The 13401-nt window shown below is 72.0% G+C and carries 12 protein-coding genes and 1 pseudogene; 10 read left to right on the plus strand and 3 right to left on the minus strand.

Features of this window, described 5'->3' with window-relative positions; translation table 11 throughout:
- The first annotated feature begins 140 nt into the window (after nt 1–140).
- Nucleotides 141–1646 carry a purine-cytosine permease family protein gene (locus tag MANAM107_RS09320; RefSeq protein ID WP_223907693.1) on the plus strand — a complete coding sequence of 502 codons (1506 nt, stop codon included), beginning with the start codon at nt 141–143 and terminating at the stop codon, nt 1644–1646.
- An 86-nt stretch (nt 1647–1732) separates the two neighbouring features.
- On the plus strand, nt 1733–2575 hold the full coding sequence (locus MANAM107_RS09325) for a purine-nucleoside phosphorylase (RefSeq protein WP_179900955.1): 843 nt from the start codon (nt 1733–1735) through the stop codon (nt 2573–2575).
- A 162-nt stretch (nt 2576–2737) separates the two neighbouring features.
- Here MANAM107_RS09325 and MANAM107_RS09330 read toward each other — a convergent pair whose 3' ends face one another.
- The gene (locus tag MANAM107_RS09330) at nt 2738–2929 is read right to left on the minus strand and encodes a CsbD family protein (protein ID WP_179900956.1); all 192 of its coding nucleotides are present in this window, start codon (nt 2927–2929) and stop codon (nt 2738–2740) included.
- Nucleotides 2930–3122: 193 nt separating this feature from the next.
- Between MANAM107_RS09330 and fumC the strand changes: the two genes are divergently transcribed.
- The 7 genes from fumC (at nt 3123) to MANAM107_RS09365 (ending at nt 9540) form a co-directional block, all read left to right on the plus strand.
- A complete protein-coding gene (gene fumC / locus MANAM107_RS09335; protein ID WP_223907696.1) occupies nt 3123–4559 on the plus strand; it encodes a class II fumarate hydratase in 1437 nt (478 codons plus the stop codon).
- Between the two features lie 156 nt (nt 4560–4715).
- A complete protein-coding gene (locus MANAM107_RS09340) occupies nt 4716–5552 on the plus strand; it encodes a nitroreductase family protein (RefSeq protein WP_179900958.1) in 837 nt (278 codons plus the stop codon).
- A 94-nt stretch (nt 5553–5646) separates the two neighbouring features.
- Nucleotides 5647–6039, plus strand: a complete 393-nt coding sequence (locus tag MANAM107_RS09345) for a VOC family protein (RefSeq protein ID WP_223907699.1) — start codon at nt 5647–5649, stop codon at nt 6037–6039.
- 234 nt (nt 6040–6273) lie between these two features.
- Complete coding sequence (locus tag MANAM107_RS09350; RefSeq protein WP_179900960.1) at nt 6274–7200, plus strand: ABC transporter ATP-binding protein; 927 nt, start codon at nt 6274–6276, stop codon at nt 7198–7200.
- Entirely contained in the window at nt 7197–7913 is a 717-nt protein-coding gene (locus tag MANAM107_RS09355) for an ABC transporter permease (protein ID WP_223907702.1), read from the plus strand. Before MANAM107_RS09350 ends, MANAM107_RS09355 begins: the two co-directional genes overlap by 4 nt.
- A complete protein-coding gene (locus tag MANAM107_RS09360; RefSeq protein ID WP_179900962.1) occupies nt 7910–8590 on the plus strand; it encodes an ABC transporter permease in 681 nt (226 codons plus the stop codon). Before MANAM107_RS09355 ends, MANAM107_RS09360 begins: the two co-directional genes overlap by 4 nt.
- Nucleotides 8587–9540 carry an ABC transporter substrate-binding protein gene (locus tag MANAM107_RS09365; protein ID WP_223907704.1) on the plus strand — a complete coding sequence of 318 codons (954 nt, stop codon included), beginning with the start codon at nt 8587–8589 and terminating at the stop codon, nt 9538–9540. Before MANAM107_RS09360 ends, MANAM107_RS09365 begins: the two co-directional genes overlap by 4 nt.
- Here MANAM107_RS09365 and MANAM107_RS09370 read toward each other — a convergent pair.
- Nucleotides 9535–10812 carry an MFS transporter gene (locus tag MANAM107_RS09370; RefSeq protein ID WP_223907707.1) on the minus strand — a complete coding sequence of 426 codons (1278 nt, stop codon included), beginning with the start codon at nt 10810–10812 and terminating at the stop codon, nt 9535–9537. The two genes, MANAM107_RS09365 and MANAM107_RS09370, sit on opposite strands and share 6 nt — an antisense overlap.
- A 213-nt stretch (nt 10813–11025) precedes the next feature.
- On the opposite strand from MANAM107_RS09370, the pseudogene MANAM107_RS09375 reads away from it, so the two are divergent.
- A pseudogene (locus MANAM107_RS09375) lies at nt 11026–12294 on the plus strand (IS256 family transposase).
- Nucleotides 12295–12757: 463 nt separating this feature from the next.
- Here the strand turns inward: MANAM107_RS09375 and MANAM107_RS09380 are convergent.
- Nucleotides 12758–13375, minus strand: a complete 618-nt coding sequence (locus MANAM107_RS09380; RefSeq protein WP_223907709.1) for a dihydrofolate reductase — start codon at nt 13373–13375, stop codon at nt 12758–12760.
- Nucleotides 13376–13401: the final 26 nt, after the last annotated feature.

The following is a 13401-nucleotide window of genomic DNA, read 5'->3' on the forward strand; positions in this document are numbered from 1 at the left end:
CGGCGCGGCCCGATGGTGGGCATCCCCGCCCTCCTCCCCACGCTCACCGCCGGCAGGCGACGGCCCCGAGCGCCGGCCGGGGGGCGGGCGGCTGTGGGGCTATGCTCGGGCACTGTCCGTCGTCCCACCGGAGGTACTCGATGAGCACTGACGCTCCCGACCAGACCCAGGCCCCGAGCGCATCCCTGCTGGAGAACGCCGGCCTGGACGTCATCGCCGAGTCCGAGCGCAAGGGCCGGCCTCGCGACCTGTTCATGCCCTGGTTCGCCGCCAATATCTCCGTGCTGGGCCTGTCCTGGGGCGCCTGGGTCCTGGGCTTCGGACTGTCCTTCGCCCAGGCGGTGACCGCCGCGGCCGTGGGCGTGGTGGTCTCCTTCGGCCTGTGCGGTGTCATCGCCATCCTGGGCAAGCGCGGCAGCGCGCCCACCCTGGCCCTGTCCCGCGCCGCCTTCGGCTACAACGGCAACCGGGTCTCGGCCGCCATCTCCTGGATGCTGACCGTGGGCTGGGAGACCGTCCTGTGCGTGCTGGCCACCCTGGCCTCGGCCACCGTCCTGCACGCCATGGGCTGGCAGGGCCGGACCAGCGCCCAGATCATCGGCTTCCTGGTGACCGTGGGCCTGGCCGCCAGCGCCGGCATCCTCGGATTCGAGGCGATCATGCGGGTCCAGACCTGGATCACCTGGGCCACGGGCATCCTGACGGTCCTCTATCTCGTCCTCGTGGCCGACCACATCGACCCGGCGGCCCTGGCGGCGCTGCCCGCGGGCTCCACGGCCGCCTTCATCGGCGCGCTGGTCATGGTGGCCACCGGCTTCGGTCTCGGGTGGGTCAATGCCGCCGCCGACTACTCGCGCTACCTGCCGCGCAGCGCCTCCACGCCAGGGGTGGTGGGCTGGACGACGCTCGGCTCGGCCCTGCCCGTGATCGTCCTGGTCATCTGCGGCATCCTCCTGGTGGGCTCCGACGCCGAGCTGGGGCAGGCCATCGACGCCGACCCGATCGGGGCACTGACCACCATCCTGCCCACCTGGTTCCTCATCCCCTTCGCGCTGGTGGCCATCCTGGGACTGGCCGGGGGCATCATCATGGACCTGTACTCCTCGGGCCTGTCCCTCCTGGCCACCGGGCTGCCGGTGCGGCGCCACACGGCCACCGCCATCGACGCCACCATCATGGCCCTGGGCACCATCGCCGTCATCTTCGGCTCCTCGGGCTTCCTCGTGCCCTTCCAGGGCTTCCTGACCACCCTGGGCGTCCTCATCGCCGCCTGGGCCGGCATCATGATCGCGGAGGTGGTGCTGCGGCGCCGCGACTACGACGAGGCGGCCCTGTTCACCTCCCGGGGCATCTACGGCTCGGTCAACTGGGAGGCCATCGGCCTCATGGCGGTGGGCGCCGCCCTGGGCTGGGGCCTGGTGACCAACTCCTCCGCCTCCTGGCTGACCTGGCAGGGCTACCTCCTGGGGCCTCTGGGCGGGCGCGAGGGGCCATGGGCCTACGCCAACCTCGGGGTCCTGGTGGCCCTGCTGATCGGGCTGGTCGGCCACCTGGTGCTGGGGCGCGGGCGGGTGCGGGCCCAGGAGGCCGCCGGCGCGCGGCCCGACGGCGCCCGCAGCGGGGCCGGGGCAGGCGGCGAGGCATGAGCAGCGGTCACGCAGACAGGCCCATGGGCGGCAGTGGGGCACCGGAGGCGCCCGGGGCGCCGGGCGGCTGGGGAGGCCTGAGCGGGATGAGCGAGCGCATGGTCTCGCGTCCCGGCGCCCAGGTCCTCCAGGCGCTCATCGAGTCCGGCGGCCCTGCCGGCGCAGGCCCGGCCCTGGAGGGCGCCCACCAGATCGCCCGGCGCACCTGCGTGCCGCGTCACGACCTGCTGGTCGTCCTGGGCTCGGGCAGCGCGGACGCCCTGCAGCAGTGGGGAGCGCCCCAGGCCAGCCTGCCCCTGTCGGACCTGCCGGGTGTCCGGGCCCCGGCCGCCCCGGGCCACCAGGACCTCCTGGCCTCCTACGAGCGCGGCGGCAGGCATGTGCTGGTGGCCTTCGGCCGCACCCACCTCTACGAGGGCGGCGGCCCGGCCCCGGTGGTGGCCCTGGCCCGGGCCGCCGCGGCCAGCGGGGTGCGCGCCGCCGTCCTGGTCAATGCCAATGGCTGCCTGCGCGACTGGCGCCTAGGGGAGGTCATGGTCATCACCGACCACCTCAACCTCACCGGCGCCTCGCCCTTCGAGGGCACGGTCTTCGCCGATGTGCGCGCCACCTGGGATGCGCAGCTGGCCGCCGGGCTGGAGGAGGTCACCGGCAGGTCCGGGGTCTACGCCGCCCTGCGCGGGCCGGAGTACCAGACCATGGCCGAGACCCGCATGCTGGCGGGGCTCGGAGCCGACTGCGTGGGCATGTCCACGGTGCTGGAGGCCATCGCCCTGCACCAGCTGGGAGTCGGAGTGGCGGGACTGAGCGTCGTGTCCGACCTCAGCGCCTCCGAGCAGCCCACCGATCCCCAGGAGGTGGTGCGCCTGGCCGCCCGGGCCCACCCCGTCGTCGCCCGCGGCATCGAGGCGGTCCTGGCGTCCCTGTAGGGGGCATGCCCGGCGCCCGCTCCGGGCGGGGCCCGCATGCACTGGACGCACAACGGCCCCGCGCGGGTGATCCGAGCGGGGCCGCCTGATCCGGGGTGCCGTGGGGGAGGGGCCGGTATGGCCCCCGGCCCCACGCGCCCCGGGCTTGCGAGAGTGGGAGGACTACTTCTCGTCGCGCTTGAAGCGGTTGACCGCCCCCTCGACGGCGCCCTTGGCGTCCTCGACGACCTCCTTGACCTTGCCCTCGGCCTGCTGGAGCTTGCCCTCGGCCTCGGTCCCCGAATCGCCGGTGAGCTTGCCCGCGGTCTCCTTGGCCTTGCCTGCCAGCCTGTCGAAGGCTCCGTTGTCACCCATGAGCATTCCTTTCCGTTGGGATCTCCACCACCCTGACAAGCCTATCTGAGAATCTTCTGAGAGTCGGCGTGCCATCGCCTCGGACCCAGTGGGTGCCCGGGCGAGGCCGCCGGAGGCGCGGATAGGCGGCCATCACCGGCGCGGCCGTCCGTGGGCATGCCGGCGGACCCCGGTCGCGCGGTAGCCTGGCGCCATGGCTACTGATGCAAAGACGCCCGACCAGGCCGTCCCCACCCGCACCGAGACCGACTCCATGGGCGCCGTCGAGGTCGCCTCCGACCGCTACTGGGGCGCCCAGACCCAGCGCTCCCTGGGCAACTTCGACATCGGGCGCGAGACCTTCGTATGGGGCAGGCCCATGATCAGGGCCCTGGGCGTGCTCAAGAAGTCCGCCGCCCTGGCCAATGCCGAGCTCGGCGAGCTGCCCCAGGACATCGCCGACCTCATCGCCGCCGCCGGCGACGAGGTCATCTCCGGGGCGCTCGACGAGGAGTTCCCCCTCGTGGTCTTCCAGACCGGCTCGGGCACCCAGTCCAACATGAACGCCAACGAGGTCATCTCCAACCGCGCCATCGAGATGGCCGGGGGCGAGATGGGCACCAAGTCCCCGGTCCACCCCAACGACCATGTCAACCGCGGCCAGTCCTCCAACGACACCTTCCCCACCGCCATGCACATCGCGGTGGTCAGCGAGCTGGAGGCCATGTACCCGCGCATCACCCAGCTGCGCGAGACCCTGGACGCCAAGGCCAAGGCTTACAACGACGTCGTCATGGTGGGGCGCACCCACCTCCAGGACGCCACCCCCATCACCCTGGGCCAGGTCTTCTCCGGGTGGGTCGCCCAGATCGACTTCGCCCTGGACGGCATCCGCTACGCCGACTCCCGTGCCCGCGAGCTGGCCATCGGCGGAACCGCCGTGGGCACCGGCCTCAACGCCCACCCGCGCTTCGGGCAGCTGTGCGCCGCGAGGATCAGCCAGGAGACGGGCATCGACTTCACTCAGGCCGACAACCTCTTCGCCGCCCTGGGGGCCCACGACGCCCTGGTCCTGGTCTCCGGCGCCCTGAGGGTCCTGGCCGATGCGCTGATGAAGATCGCCAACGATGTGCGCTGGTACGCCTCGGGGCCGCGCAACGGCATCGGCGAGCTCATCATCCCCGAGAACGAGCCGGGCTCCTCGATCATGCCCGGCAAGGTCAACCCCACCCAGTGCGAGGCCATGACCATGGTGGCCACCAAGGTCTTCGGCAATGACGCGACCGTCGGCTTCGCCGGCTCCCAGGGCAACTTCCAGCTCAACGTCTTCAAGCCGGTGATGGCCTGGTGCGTCCTGGAGTCCATCCAGCTGCTGGGCGACGCCTGCGTGTCCTTCGACACCAACTGCGCCTACGGCATCGAGCCCAACATCGAGCGCATCGAGGCCAACCTGACGACCAACCTCATGCAGGTCACGGCCCTCAACCGCCACATCGGCTACGACAAGGCCTCCAAGATCGCCAAGAACGCCCACCACAAGGGCCTGTCCCTGCGCGAGTCCGCCCTGGAGCTGGGCTTCGTGACCGCCGAGGACTTCGACGCCTGGGTGGTGCCGGCCGACATGACCCACCCCTCGGCGGCCCAGGACTGACGCCCGCCCCGATGCCGCACTGATACCCCCGCCTGCGCGCGGGCAGATCGTGCACGACGACGGCGCCCCGGCCCCGAGGTCCGGGGCGCCGGGGTAGGTTGGGGCAGCGGGGCGCCACAGGCACCCCGAGCTCATGCCTACCGCGAGGAGATTCGCATGCTCAACGAGACAGCCGCCCCCGAGCCCGCCAACCCCACCCTGGCCCTGCTGCGCGAGCGCCGCTCGGTACGGGCCTTCACCGGGGAGCACGTCCCCGCCGACGACCTCCACCAGATCCTCCTGGCCACCCGCCAGGCGCCCAGCTCGATCAACGCCCAGGGGCTGAGCCTGGTGGTCGTGCGCGATCCGCAGCGCATCAAGGCGATCGCGCAGATCGCCGGCGGCCAGCCGCAGGTGGCGGGGGCCGATGTCGTGGTGGTCTTCGTGGTCGACTACCACCGCACCGGCCTGGCCGCGCAGTGGCACGGGCGCGAGCAGGTCGCCCACCGCAGCGCCGAGGGGGTGCTCGTGGGCGCCGTCGACGCCGGCATCGCACTGGCGACCTTCCAGACCGCCGCTCACAGTCTGGGCTATGCCACGACGGCGATCGGCGGCATCCGCAATGACCCGGCCGGCCTCATTGAGCTCCTGGGCCTGCCCGAGCACACCTTCCCGGTGGTGGCCACCACCCTGGGCGTGGCCGATCCCGACAGGCTGCCCCGGGTCAAGCCCCGCATGCCGCTGGAGTCCTACGCCATGGAGGAGCGCTACGACGCCCGCGCCGTGGAGGAGGGCGCCCGCGCCTACGACCAGGCCCTGCGCGCCTGGTGGGATGAGCAGGGGATGGAGGAGATGGGCACCTGGTCCCAGGAGACCTCCCGGATCTACTCGACCTACTACTTCCCCACCGTGGCCGCCACCTACCAGGCTCAGGGCCTCCGCTTCCTCGACGGGCCGCAGGGGCCCGAGGATCCCGGCAGCGACGGTGCCCCCGACTCCCGCGCCGAGGCCTGAGGGCGCCGTGAGCGGGCGCCGTGGGGCCGGGCGGTGACTCACCTGACAGAACCACGGGGCGCGCAGGATCGAATAAGCAGTGTGAGGAGCGACCATGACCCGTATCGACCACGCCGCGCTCTGGGTCCAGGACCTGGAGGCCGCCCGCGACTTCTACTCCCAGTGGTTCCAGGGGACCGCCGGCGAGCGCTACCACAACCCGCGCACCGGTCTGAGTACCTACTTCCTGGTCTTCGGGGGCGGCGCCCGCCTGGAGCTCATGCATCGGCCCGATATCGTGGGGCCCGGCGGAGGGGACCGGCCGGGATGGGCTCACCTGTCCTTCCGCCTCGCCGATGAGGCCGCCGTGGATGCGCTCGCCGCGCGCCTGGGGGAGCGCGGCGTCGCGGTGGTCGACGGGCCCCGGCGCACCGGCGACGGCTACTACGAGTTGGTGCTGCTGGACCCCGAGGGCAACCGCGTCGAGGTCGTCGCCGACTGGACCTGAGCCGCTGCCCGGACCGGGGCGCGGGGCATCCCGCCCCATGAGGAAGCCTCGTCGTACTCATGAGAAACCCTCGCCGTATCGAGTCGCGGCGATGACCTGTCGGTCACCATTCGGTGTTTTCTGCGAGTTTCCTCAGGCCCATGGGGCGGTGGTCCCTGTCAGTCTTGCTATGGTCATACCTGCGCAGTCGCCGGTGCACCATCTGGCACCGCTGCGGAAGGAGTACCGCTGCATATGAGCAGCACCATCGAGTTCGAATCCGTCACCAAGCACTACCGTGACACCAAGGCCCGCGGGCCCGCAGCCGTTGATTCCTTCAGCGCCAGTATTGAGGCCGGAACCACCACTGTTCTCCTGGGCTCCTCCGGATGCGGGAAGACCACGCTCATGCGCATGGTCAACCGCATGGTCGAGCCCACCAGCGGGCGCATTCTGCTGGACGGCAAGGACGTCGCCGATGGCGATGCCGTCTCCCTGCGACGCTCCATCGGCTACGTCATGCAGAACGCGGGCCTTCTGCCGCACCAGCGCGTCATCGACAACATCACGCTCGTGCCGCGCCTGCTGCGCCAGGACCGCGACCGTGCCCGCCGGCGAGCCATGGAGCTCATGGACCTGCTGGGCCTGGACCCCCAGCTCGCCGCGCGCTACCCCCACCAGCTCTCCGGCGGGCAGGCCCAGCGCGTCGGGGTGGCCCGCGCCCTGGCCGCCGACCCCGGCGTGCTGCTCATGGACGAGCCCTTCGGCGCCGTCGACCCCCTCGTGCGCCGCGAGCTCCAGCGCGAGATGGTGCGCATCCAGGCCGAGCTGGGCAAGACCATCCTGTTCGTCACCCACGACGTCGAGGAGGCCCTGACCCTGGGCGATGAGATCATCCTGCTGCGCGAGGGCGCCCAGATCGCCCAGCGCGGCACCGGGGCCCAGCTGCTGGCCGACCCCGCCGACGACTTCGTCGTGCGCTTCCTGGGGCTCGACGACGCCCAGCGCCGTCTGCGCCTGGAGCACTGCGGCCACCGCAGCGTCGTCGTGGACGCCTCGGGTCGTGCCGTCGGCCTGCTGGCTCAGGACGGCGACGCTGCGCCGTCCGGCATGAGGACTACTGCCGCCAGTGCTCCTGCGGGAGCCGACAGCCTCAGGGGCGCCGTGGGGGAGCGGTCATGAGCTGGGTGGTGGCCAACCTCCCCCTCATCGCCGAGTACCTCGGCGCGCACCTGGCCCAGTGCCTGCCGGCCATCGCCGCCGCCCTGGCCCTGTCGATCCCCATCGCCCGACTGGCCCAGGGCTCGCGGGTGCTGCGCGCCGTGCTGGTCTCGGGCTCCTCCCTGCTGTACGCCATCCCCTCCCTGGCGCTGTTCGTCATCCTGCCCATCATCCTGGGCACCGGCATCCGTGACGTCCTCAACGTCGTGGTCGCCCTGACCCTCTACGGCCTGGCGCTGCTGGTGCCCGCCACCGCCGACGCCCTGGACGCCATCGAGCCGCGCGCCCTGGACGCGGCCACGGCCATGGGCATGGGGCGCATGCGCCGCTTCCTGACCGTCGAGCTGCCCCTGGCCGGCCCCACCATCCTCAATGGGCTGAGGGTCGTGGCCGTCTCGACCGTCTCCCTGACCACGGTGGGCGCCGTCCTGGGCGTGCGCAGCCTGGGCCGCCTGTTCACCGACGGCTTCCAACGGGGCCTGACCGCCGAGATCCTCACCGGGCTGGTGCTGACCCTGGCCCTGGCCCTGGCCCTCGACGGCCTCATCATCCTGGGGGGCCGCCTGGCACTGCCCTGGACCCGCCGTCGCAGCACCTCGCAGTCCCCGGCCGATGAGCCGCAGCGGGAGGCCCCCGCCGATGGGCTCGCGCAGGCAGGGAGCGGGGCGGCATGAGGTTCCTCCTGGGGGCCCTGGCCTATATCGCGGACCCCGCCCACTGGGGCGGCCCCATGGGCATCGGGACACTGACCCTCCAGCACGTGCTGTACTCCCTGCTGGGCGTGGGGGCCGCAGCCCTCATCGGCGTGCCCGCGGGCTGGTGGGTGGGCCACCGCGGCATGGGGCGCGGCTGGGTCCAGGCCCTGTCCGGCTCAGTGCGAGCCCTGCCCACCCTGGGCCTGATCACCCTGTTCGCCCTGGCCCTGGGCATCGGACTGGCCGCTCCCCTCCTGGCCTTCGCCATCCTGGCCCTGCCCAGCGTGCTGGCCGGGGCCACCAATGGCATCCGGGCGGCAGCGGCCAGTGCCGTCGACGGCGCCAGGGCCTCGGGGATGAGCGAGGCCCAGATCCTGTGGCGCGTCGAGATCCCCCTGGGCGCCTCCCTGCTCCTGGGCGGCCTGCGCTCGGCCAGCCTCCAGGTCATCTCCACCGCCACGCTGGCCGCCTACACCGGGGCCGGGGGACTGGGGCGCCTGATGTTCCTCGGCCTGAAGACACAGAACTACACGATGATGCTGGCCGCAGCGCTCATGGTCATCGCCCTGGCCCTGGCCTCCGAATGCGCCTTCGCCCTGGCGCAGCGGGTCTGGACCCCCGCAGGATCGCGCCACTACCGGAAGGACCCCGCATGAGCACGCCCCACCCCGCACCAGTGACCGGGCCCCCGGCCCCTGGGCGCCGCGGCCTGCTGGCCCTGGGCGGAGCCCTGGCCCTGGGGGCCGTGGCCGCCTGCTCCAACCGCGACCCCTTCGCCCAGGAGGGCGGCGCCGTCGTGGCGGGCCAGACCATCGTCGTGGGCAGCCAGCAGTACTACTCCAACGAGATCATCGCCGAGATCTACGCCCAGGCGCTGGAGCACGCCGGGCTGGAGGTCCAGCGCCAGTTCCAGATCGGCCAGCGCGAGGTCTACCTGCCCGAGCTGGAGTCCGGCATGATCCAGGTCCTGCCCGAGTACGGCGGCAACCTGCTGCAGTACTACGACCCCCAGACCACTGCCACCGGAACCGACGGCATCTACGACGCCCTTCTCCAGGCCCTGCCCGCCTCCCTGACCGCCCTGACCCCGGCGCCGGCCACCGACCAGGACTCCCTGGTCGTCACCCGCGCCACCGCCCAGGAGCACTCCCTGACCACCATCGGGGACCTGGCCTCCCTGGGGCGCCCCATCAGCATCGCGGCCAACTCCGAGTTCAACACCCGGCCCTACGGGCCGCAGGGCCTCAAACGCGTCTACGGCGTCGAGGCCGCCGTCACCCCTGTGGAGGACTCGGGCGGGCCGCTGACGGTCAAGGCCGTCACCGACGGCACTGTCGATGTCGCCGACATCTACTCCTCCGATCCGGCCATCGCCGCCAAGGACCTGGTGATCCTGGAGGACCCCGAGGGGCTCATCCTGCCCCAGAACGTCACCCCCGTGGTGGCGGCCACCCTGCCGGCCCTGGCCGTCACGGCCATCAACCGGGTCTCGGCCCTGCTGACCACCGAGGAGCTCAGGGCCCTCAACGCCCGCTCCACCGCCGAGCAGATCCAGGCCCCCACCATCGCCCGTGACTGGATGGCGGCGCAGGGCCTGGGCTCATAGGCCGGGACGAGAGGGGCTGTGCCGGGCCGGCCCCAGGCGGATCCAGGCCACGGCCGTGGAGGAGGCCAGGACCGCGCCCGACAGGGCGAAGGGCGCTGCGGGCTGCCAGGCGTACAGGGCGGTGGCGGTCACCGGGGCGAGGATCCAGGTCGAGGCCGCCGTGGCCTGGAGCAGGCCGGCAATACCGCCCTGCTCGGCGGCACTGACAGACAGCGAGCCCCCGGCGGTGAAGCCCGGGCCCAGGAGCCCGGCCCCCACCCCGATGAGCAGGGTGGAGGCCGCCATGAGCCACAGGCCCGGCGCGGCCCACAGGGCGCCCAGCGCCACCAGCGCCGTCGTGCTGCCGATGCGCACCAGACGCTCAGGCGCCCACCCCAGGCGGGGAACGAGGAGGAGCTGGGTGAGGGTCGCCCCCGCGGCATTGGCCAGCAGCATCACCGCCGTCATGCCCAGAGCCCGGTGCGGGGCCAGGCCCAGGCGGTCCTGGACCAGGAAGCCCGCCGTGATCTGAACCATGCCGGAGGTGAAGAACAGGCCGAAGGCCGAGCCGACCCAGGGGCTCACCCGCCGATCGCGCCAGGAGACCCGCGGCGGCAGCGCCGGGACGTGCGCCCGCCCGCCGCCCGCGGCCCCGCCCTCCTCCCGCGGGAGCCAGAGCCAGCCGATGGCCAGGGCCAGGACCACGGCCACGGGCGTGGCGTGGACGGGGGCGTAGATCGACCAGGCCCCCAGCGCCGAGGAGGCCAGCGAGCCCAGGACGATCGCCAGCTGCACGCTGCCGGAGAAGGCCGACATGCCCCGCACCCGGGAGGCCTGATCCGGGGTGATCTGGGCGATGAGCGCCTGGCCCGTGGGCGGTATCGCCGCCACCGCCCCACCGAAGAGGGGGCCGCGCGCCACGACGATGAGCGCGGCGGTCAGCCCGGTGCCCAGCAGGCCGTGGGCGCGCAGGGCCACTGCCAGGGCGAAGAGGCATCCCGCCCCCACCGCCAGGCTCAGGGCCGCGATGAGGACCCGACGGAGCCCCCAGGCCACCGAGCGGCGCCCCCAGAACTGGCTGAGCACCGTGACCGTCAGGGCAGCGCTGGAGACGGCCAGGCCCACCACCCACTCGTGCAGCCCCAGGCTGCGGGACAGGGGCGCCACCGAGACGTTGAGCATGTTCTGCGCCACATAGGTGAACAGGCAGACGGCCAGCAGGGCGCGCAGGCGGGTATCGGACAGGACCGAGCGCGACGGCGCGCCCGGCGTGGCGTGGGAGGGATCGGGCACCGCAGTACTCTAGTCGCCCTTCCCCGTGAGGCTGCCACCGGAGAGGGGCGGCGCCCTTCTTATTCGGGGCGGCCCGGGAGGGCGGCGGGGCTGCAGTTGGGTGCGTCTCGTAGTGTGGTGGCAATTCCTGCGGGGCTTGGCCAGCCGGGGGTGCTGGGGTGGGCATCGTGGGACCCAGATTCTCGACCAAGATTCACCAGGAGTGTTCCCACGATGCCCACGCACAAGTCTGCCGTGTCTGCCCTGATCGGGGAAGTGCTGTCCGACCCTGACCTGGCCCATGACGATGTCTTCCGCCGGATGCTGCAAGCCGGTCTGCAAGACCTGATCGATGCCGAGGCGGCCGCGGTCATCGGCGCCGGCCGCTATGAGCGCACCGAGCAGCGCACCAACAGGCGCAACGGCAAGCGAGCCAAGACACTGGCCACCACTGCCGGAGAGGTCGAGCTGGCCATCCCCAAGCTGCGCTCCGGGTCGTTCTTCCCCAGCCTGCTCAACCCGCGCAGGAGGGTCGATAAGGCCCTGTACGCCGTGATCTGCTCGGCCTGGATCGAGGGGGTCTCCACACGCAAGGTCGATGAACTGGTCAAGGCCCTGGGGTGCGAGTCAGGCATCTCGCGCTCGAGCGTCTCGCGCATCTGCAAGGACATCGACCAGGGCGTGGGCCAGTTCCTGACCCGGCCCCTGGACCACTCCTGGTTCCCCTACCTGTTCGTGGACGCGACCTACCTCGATGTGCGCATGGGCCACCGCGTGGTCTGCCAGGCCCTGGTAGTAGCCACCGGAGTATCAGCCCTGGGCCGGCGCGAGATCCTGGGCATGGCCATCGGGGACGCCGAGACCACCGACTTTTGGACCGAGTTCCTGCGCTCCCTGCGCCAGCGGGGATTGAGGGTCGCCAGCACCGCTGATCCCCTGGGCGTGGCGCTGGTCACCAGTGACGCCCACGCGGGCCTGAAGGCCGCGATCAAGGCGATCCTGCCCGGGGCGGCCTGGCAGCGCTGCCGGGTCCACTTCGCCCGCAACGTCACCCAGCACCTGGGCTCGGCCCACTCCAAGCCTGTCAATGCGCTGATCTCCACCATCTTCGCCCAGACCAGCCCCCAGGCCGTGGCCGCCCAGTACAAGCAGGTCATCGACTCCCTGCAGTCCTGGCTGCCCGCCATCGCCCAGATGCTGATTGACGCCGAGCCCGACCTGACCGCCTTCACCGCGATGCCCCGCGAGCACTGGTAAAAGATCTGGTCCAACAACCCCATCGAGCGCCTCAACCGCGAGATCAAGCGCCGCGCCGACGTCGTCCAGGTCTTCCCCGACCGCGAGTCCGTCACCCGCCTGATCGGCGCCGTCCTCCAAGAGCAGCACGAGGAATGGCAGTACAGCGAACGCCGCTACCTATCCCAGACCTCACTCCAGCAACTCACCCACACCCTGACCCACACCACCCCCGACAACCACCCCCTGATAACCCTCACCACCTAACCCAAAAAACACCACACCAAGAGACTTGACCCTGCAGTTGGGCGTCACTTGGCGGATTGGGCGTCGCTTCGCGGAATGGACGACCCCTGCAAGGTACGTCCATTCCGCCAAACGACGCACCTGTCGCGAAGTGACGCCCAATCGCACCCGCCCCACCACATGCCCCACCAACGCCGTGGATCGCCACCGCCCTGGAGCGCCGTCGGCCCCGGCCCACCACCATCGAAGCGCCTCATCGTGCAGCCCCACATCCCGCAGAGAGCCACCGGTCAGGGCCTCCACCGGCCGACCGCGGTCACCACGTCACAGAGAAGGACGGCCTGTGCCTCCTGCTCCTGCGTTCCAGGCGCCCTGCGGGTTCTCCACCGGAGCACCGGCCGGGTGACGATGAGATCCGCGGCCGGGGCGGGCCTCGGGATCCGGGAGAGGGGACCTGGCGGATCGACTGATCAGTTCGGGCAGATCAGAGGTGCACCCAGGTCTCCAGGCGCCAGCGGGCGTCGCCCGACACGGGGCGCCAGGCCCCCGGGGCGTCGGAGCGGGCCGGGTCGATGACCCACTGCCGGGTCGAGATCGCCGGCGCCCGCACCAGGGCGGCCTCCGGCAGGCCGCGCTCCTGGGCCCGCTGGGAGGCGTCCAGGTCCAGGACGCTGACCACCAGCACATCGGGCAGGCCCGCGGCCAGCGCCTGGTCGTAGACATCCGCGCCACCGATCACCCACAGGCGCGGGAGCCCGGCGGCCTGCCCCGTGCGGGGGTCATCGCCCAGCTCCAGGGCCAGCCCGCCAGCCGCGATGGACAGACCCTGGCGCAGGCTGGAGGCGCGCAGCGCCCCGGGGGCCCGCCAATGGGGGTTGCGGGTGAGGACCACATTGCGCCGCCCGGGCAGGGCCCCGCCCAGGGACTCCCAGGTGGTGCGGCCCATGACCAGGCCGCAGCCCATCGTCGTGGCCTTGAAGTGCTGGAAGTCCGCCGGAACGCGCCACAGCATGCCGCCATCGGCCCCCAGGACGCCGGTGACATCCTGGGCCCAGATCATGCCCAGGCCCCCAGCGGGGCTCCTCTGCGTGCTCGGTGTCATGGGGCTGGCGCCTCTCTGCCTCGTGC

The sequence above is a fragment of the Actinomyces capricornis genome (assembly GCF_019974135.1).
Lineage (GTDB): Bacteria > Actinomycetota > Actinomycetes > Actinomycetales > Actinomycetaceae > Actinomyces > Actinomyces capricornis.

What these genes read in the sequence shown, in the direction of transcription:
- MANAM107_RS09355 (WP_223907702.1), top strand. Translation starts at nt 7,197, where the DNA reads ATGAGCTGGGTGGTGGCCAACCTCCCCCTCATCGCCGAGTACCTCGGC.
- fumC (WP_223907696.1), top strand. Translation starts at nt 3,123, where the DNA reads ATGGCTACTGATGCAAAGACGCCCGACCAGGCCGTCCCCACCCGCACC.
- MANAM107_RS09340 (WP_179900958.1), top strand. Translation starts at nt 4,716, where the DNA reads ATGCTCAACGAGACAGCCGCCCCCGAGCCCGCCAACCCCACCCTGGCC.
- MANAM107_RS09380 (WP_223907709.1), bottom strand. Translation starts at nt 13,375, where the DNA reads ATGACACCGAGCACGCAGAGGAGCCCCGCTGGGGGCCTGGGCATGATC.
- MANAM107_RS09330 (WP_179900956.1), bottom strand. Translation starts at nt 2,929, where the DNA reads ATGGGTGACAACGGAGCCTTCGACAGGCTGGCAGGCAAGGCCAAGGAG.
- MANAM107_RS09320 (WP_223907693.1), top strand. Translation starts at nt 141, where the DNA reads ATGAGCACTGACGCTCCCGACCAGACCCAGGCCCCGAGCGCATCCCTG.
- MANAM107_RS09325 (WP_179900955.1), top strand. Translation starts at nt 1,733, where the DNA reads ATGAGCGAGCGCATGGTCTCGCGTCCCGGCGCCCAGGTCCTCCAGGCG.
- MANAM107_RS09350 (WP_179900960.1), top strand. Translation starts at nt 6,274, where the DNA reads ATGAGCAGCACCATCGAGTTCGAATCCGTCACCAAGCACTACCGTGAC.
- MANAM107_RS09345 (WP_223907699.1), top strand. Translation starts at nt 5,647, where the DNA reads ATGACCCGTATCGACCACGCCGCGCTCTGGGTCCAGGACCTGGAGGCC.
- MANAM107_RS09360 (WP_179900962.1), top strand. Translation starts at nt 7,910, where the DNA reads ATGAGGTTCCTCCTGGGGGCCCTGGCCTATATCGCGGACCCCGCCCAC.
- MANAM107_RS09365 (WP_223907704.1), top strand. Translation starts at nt 8,587, where the DNA reads ATGAGCACGCCCCACCCCGCACCAGTGACCGGGCCCCCGGCCCCTGGG.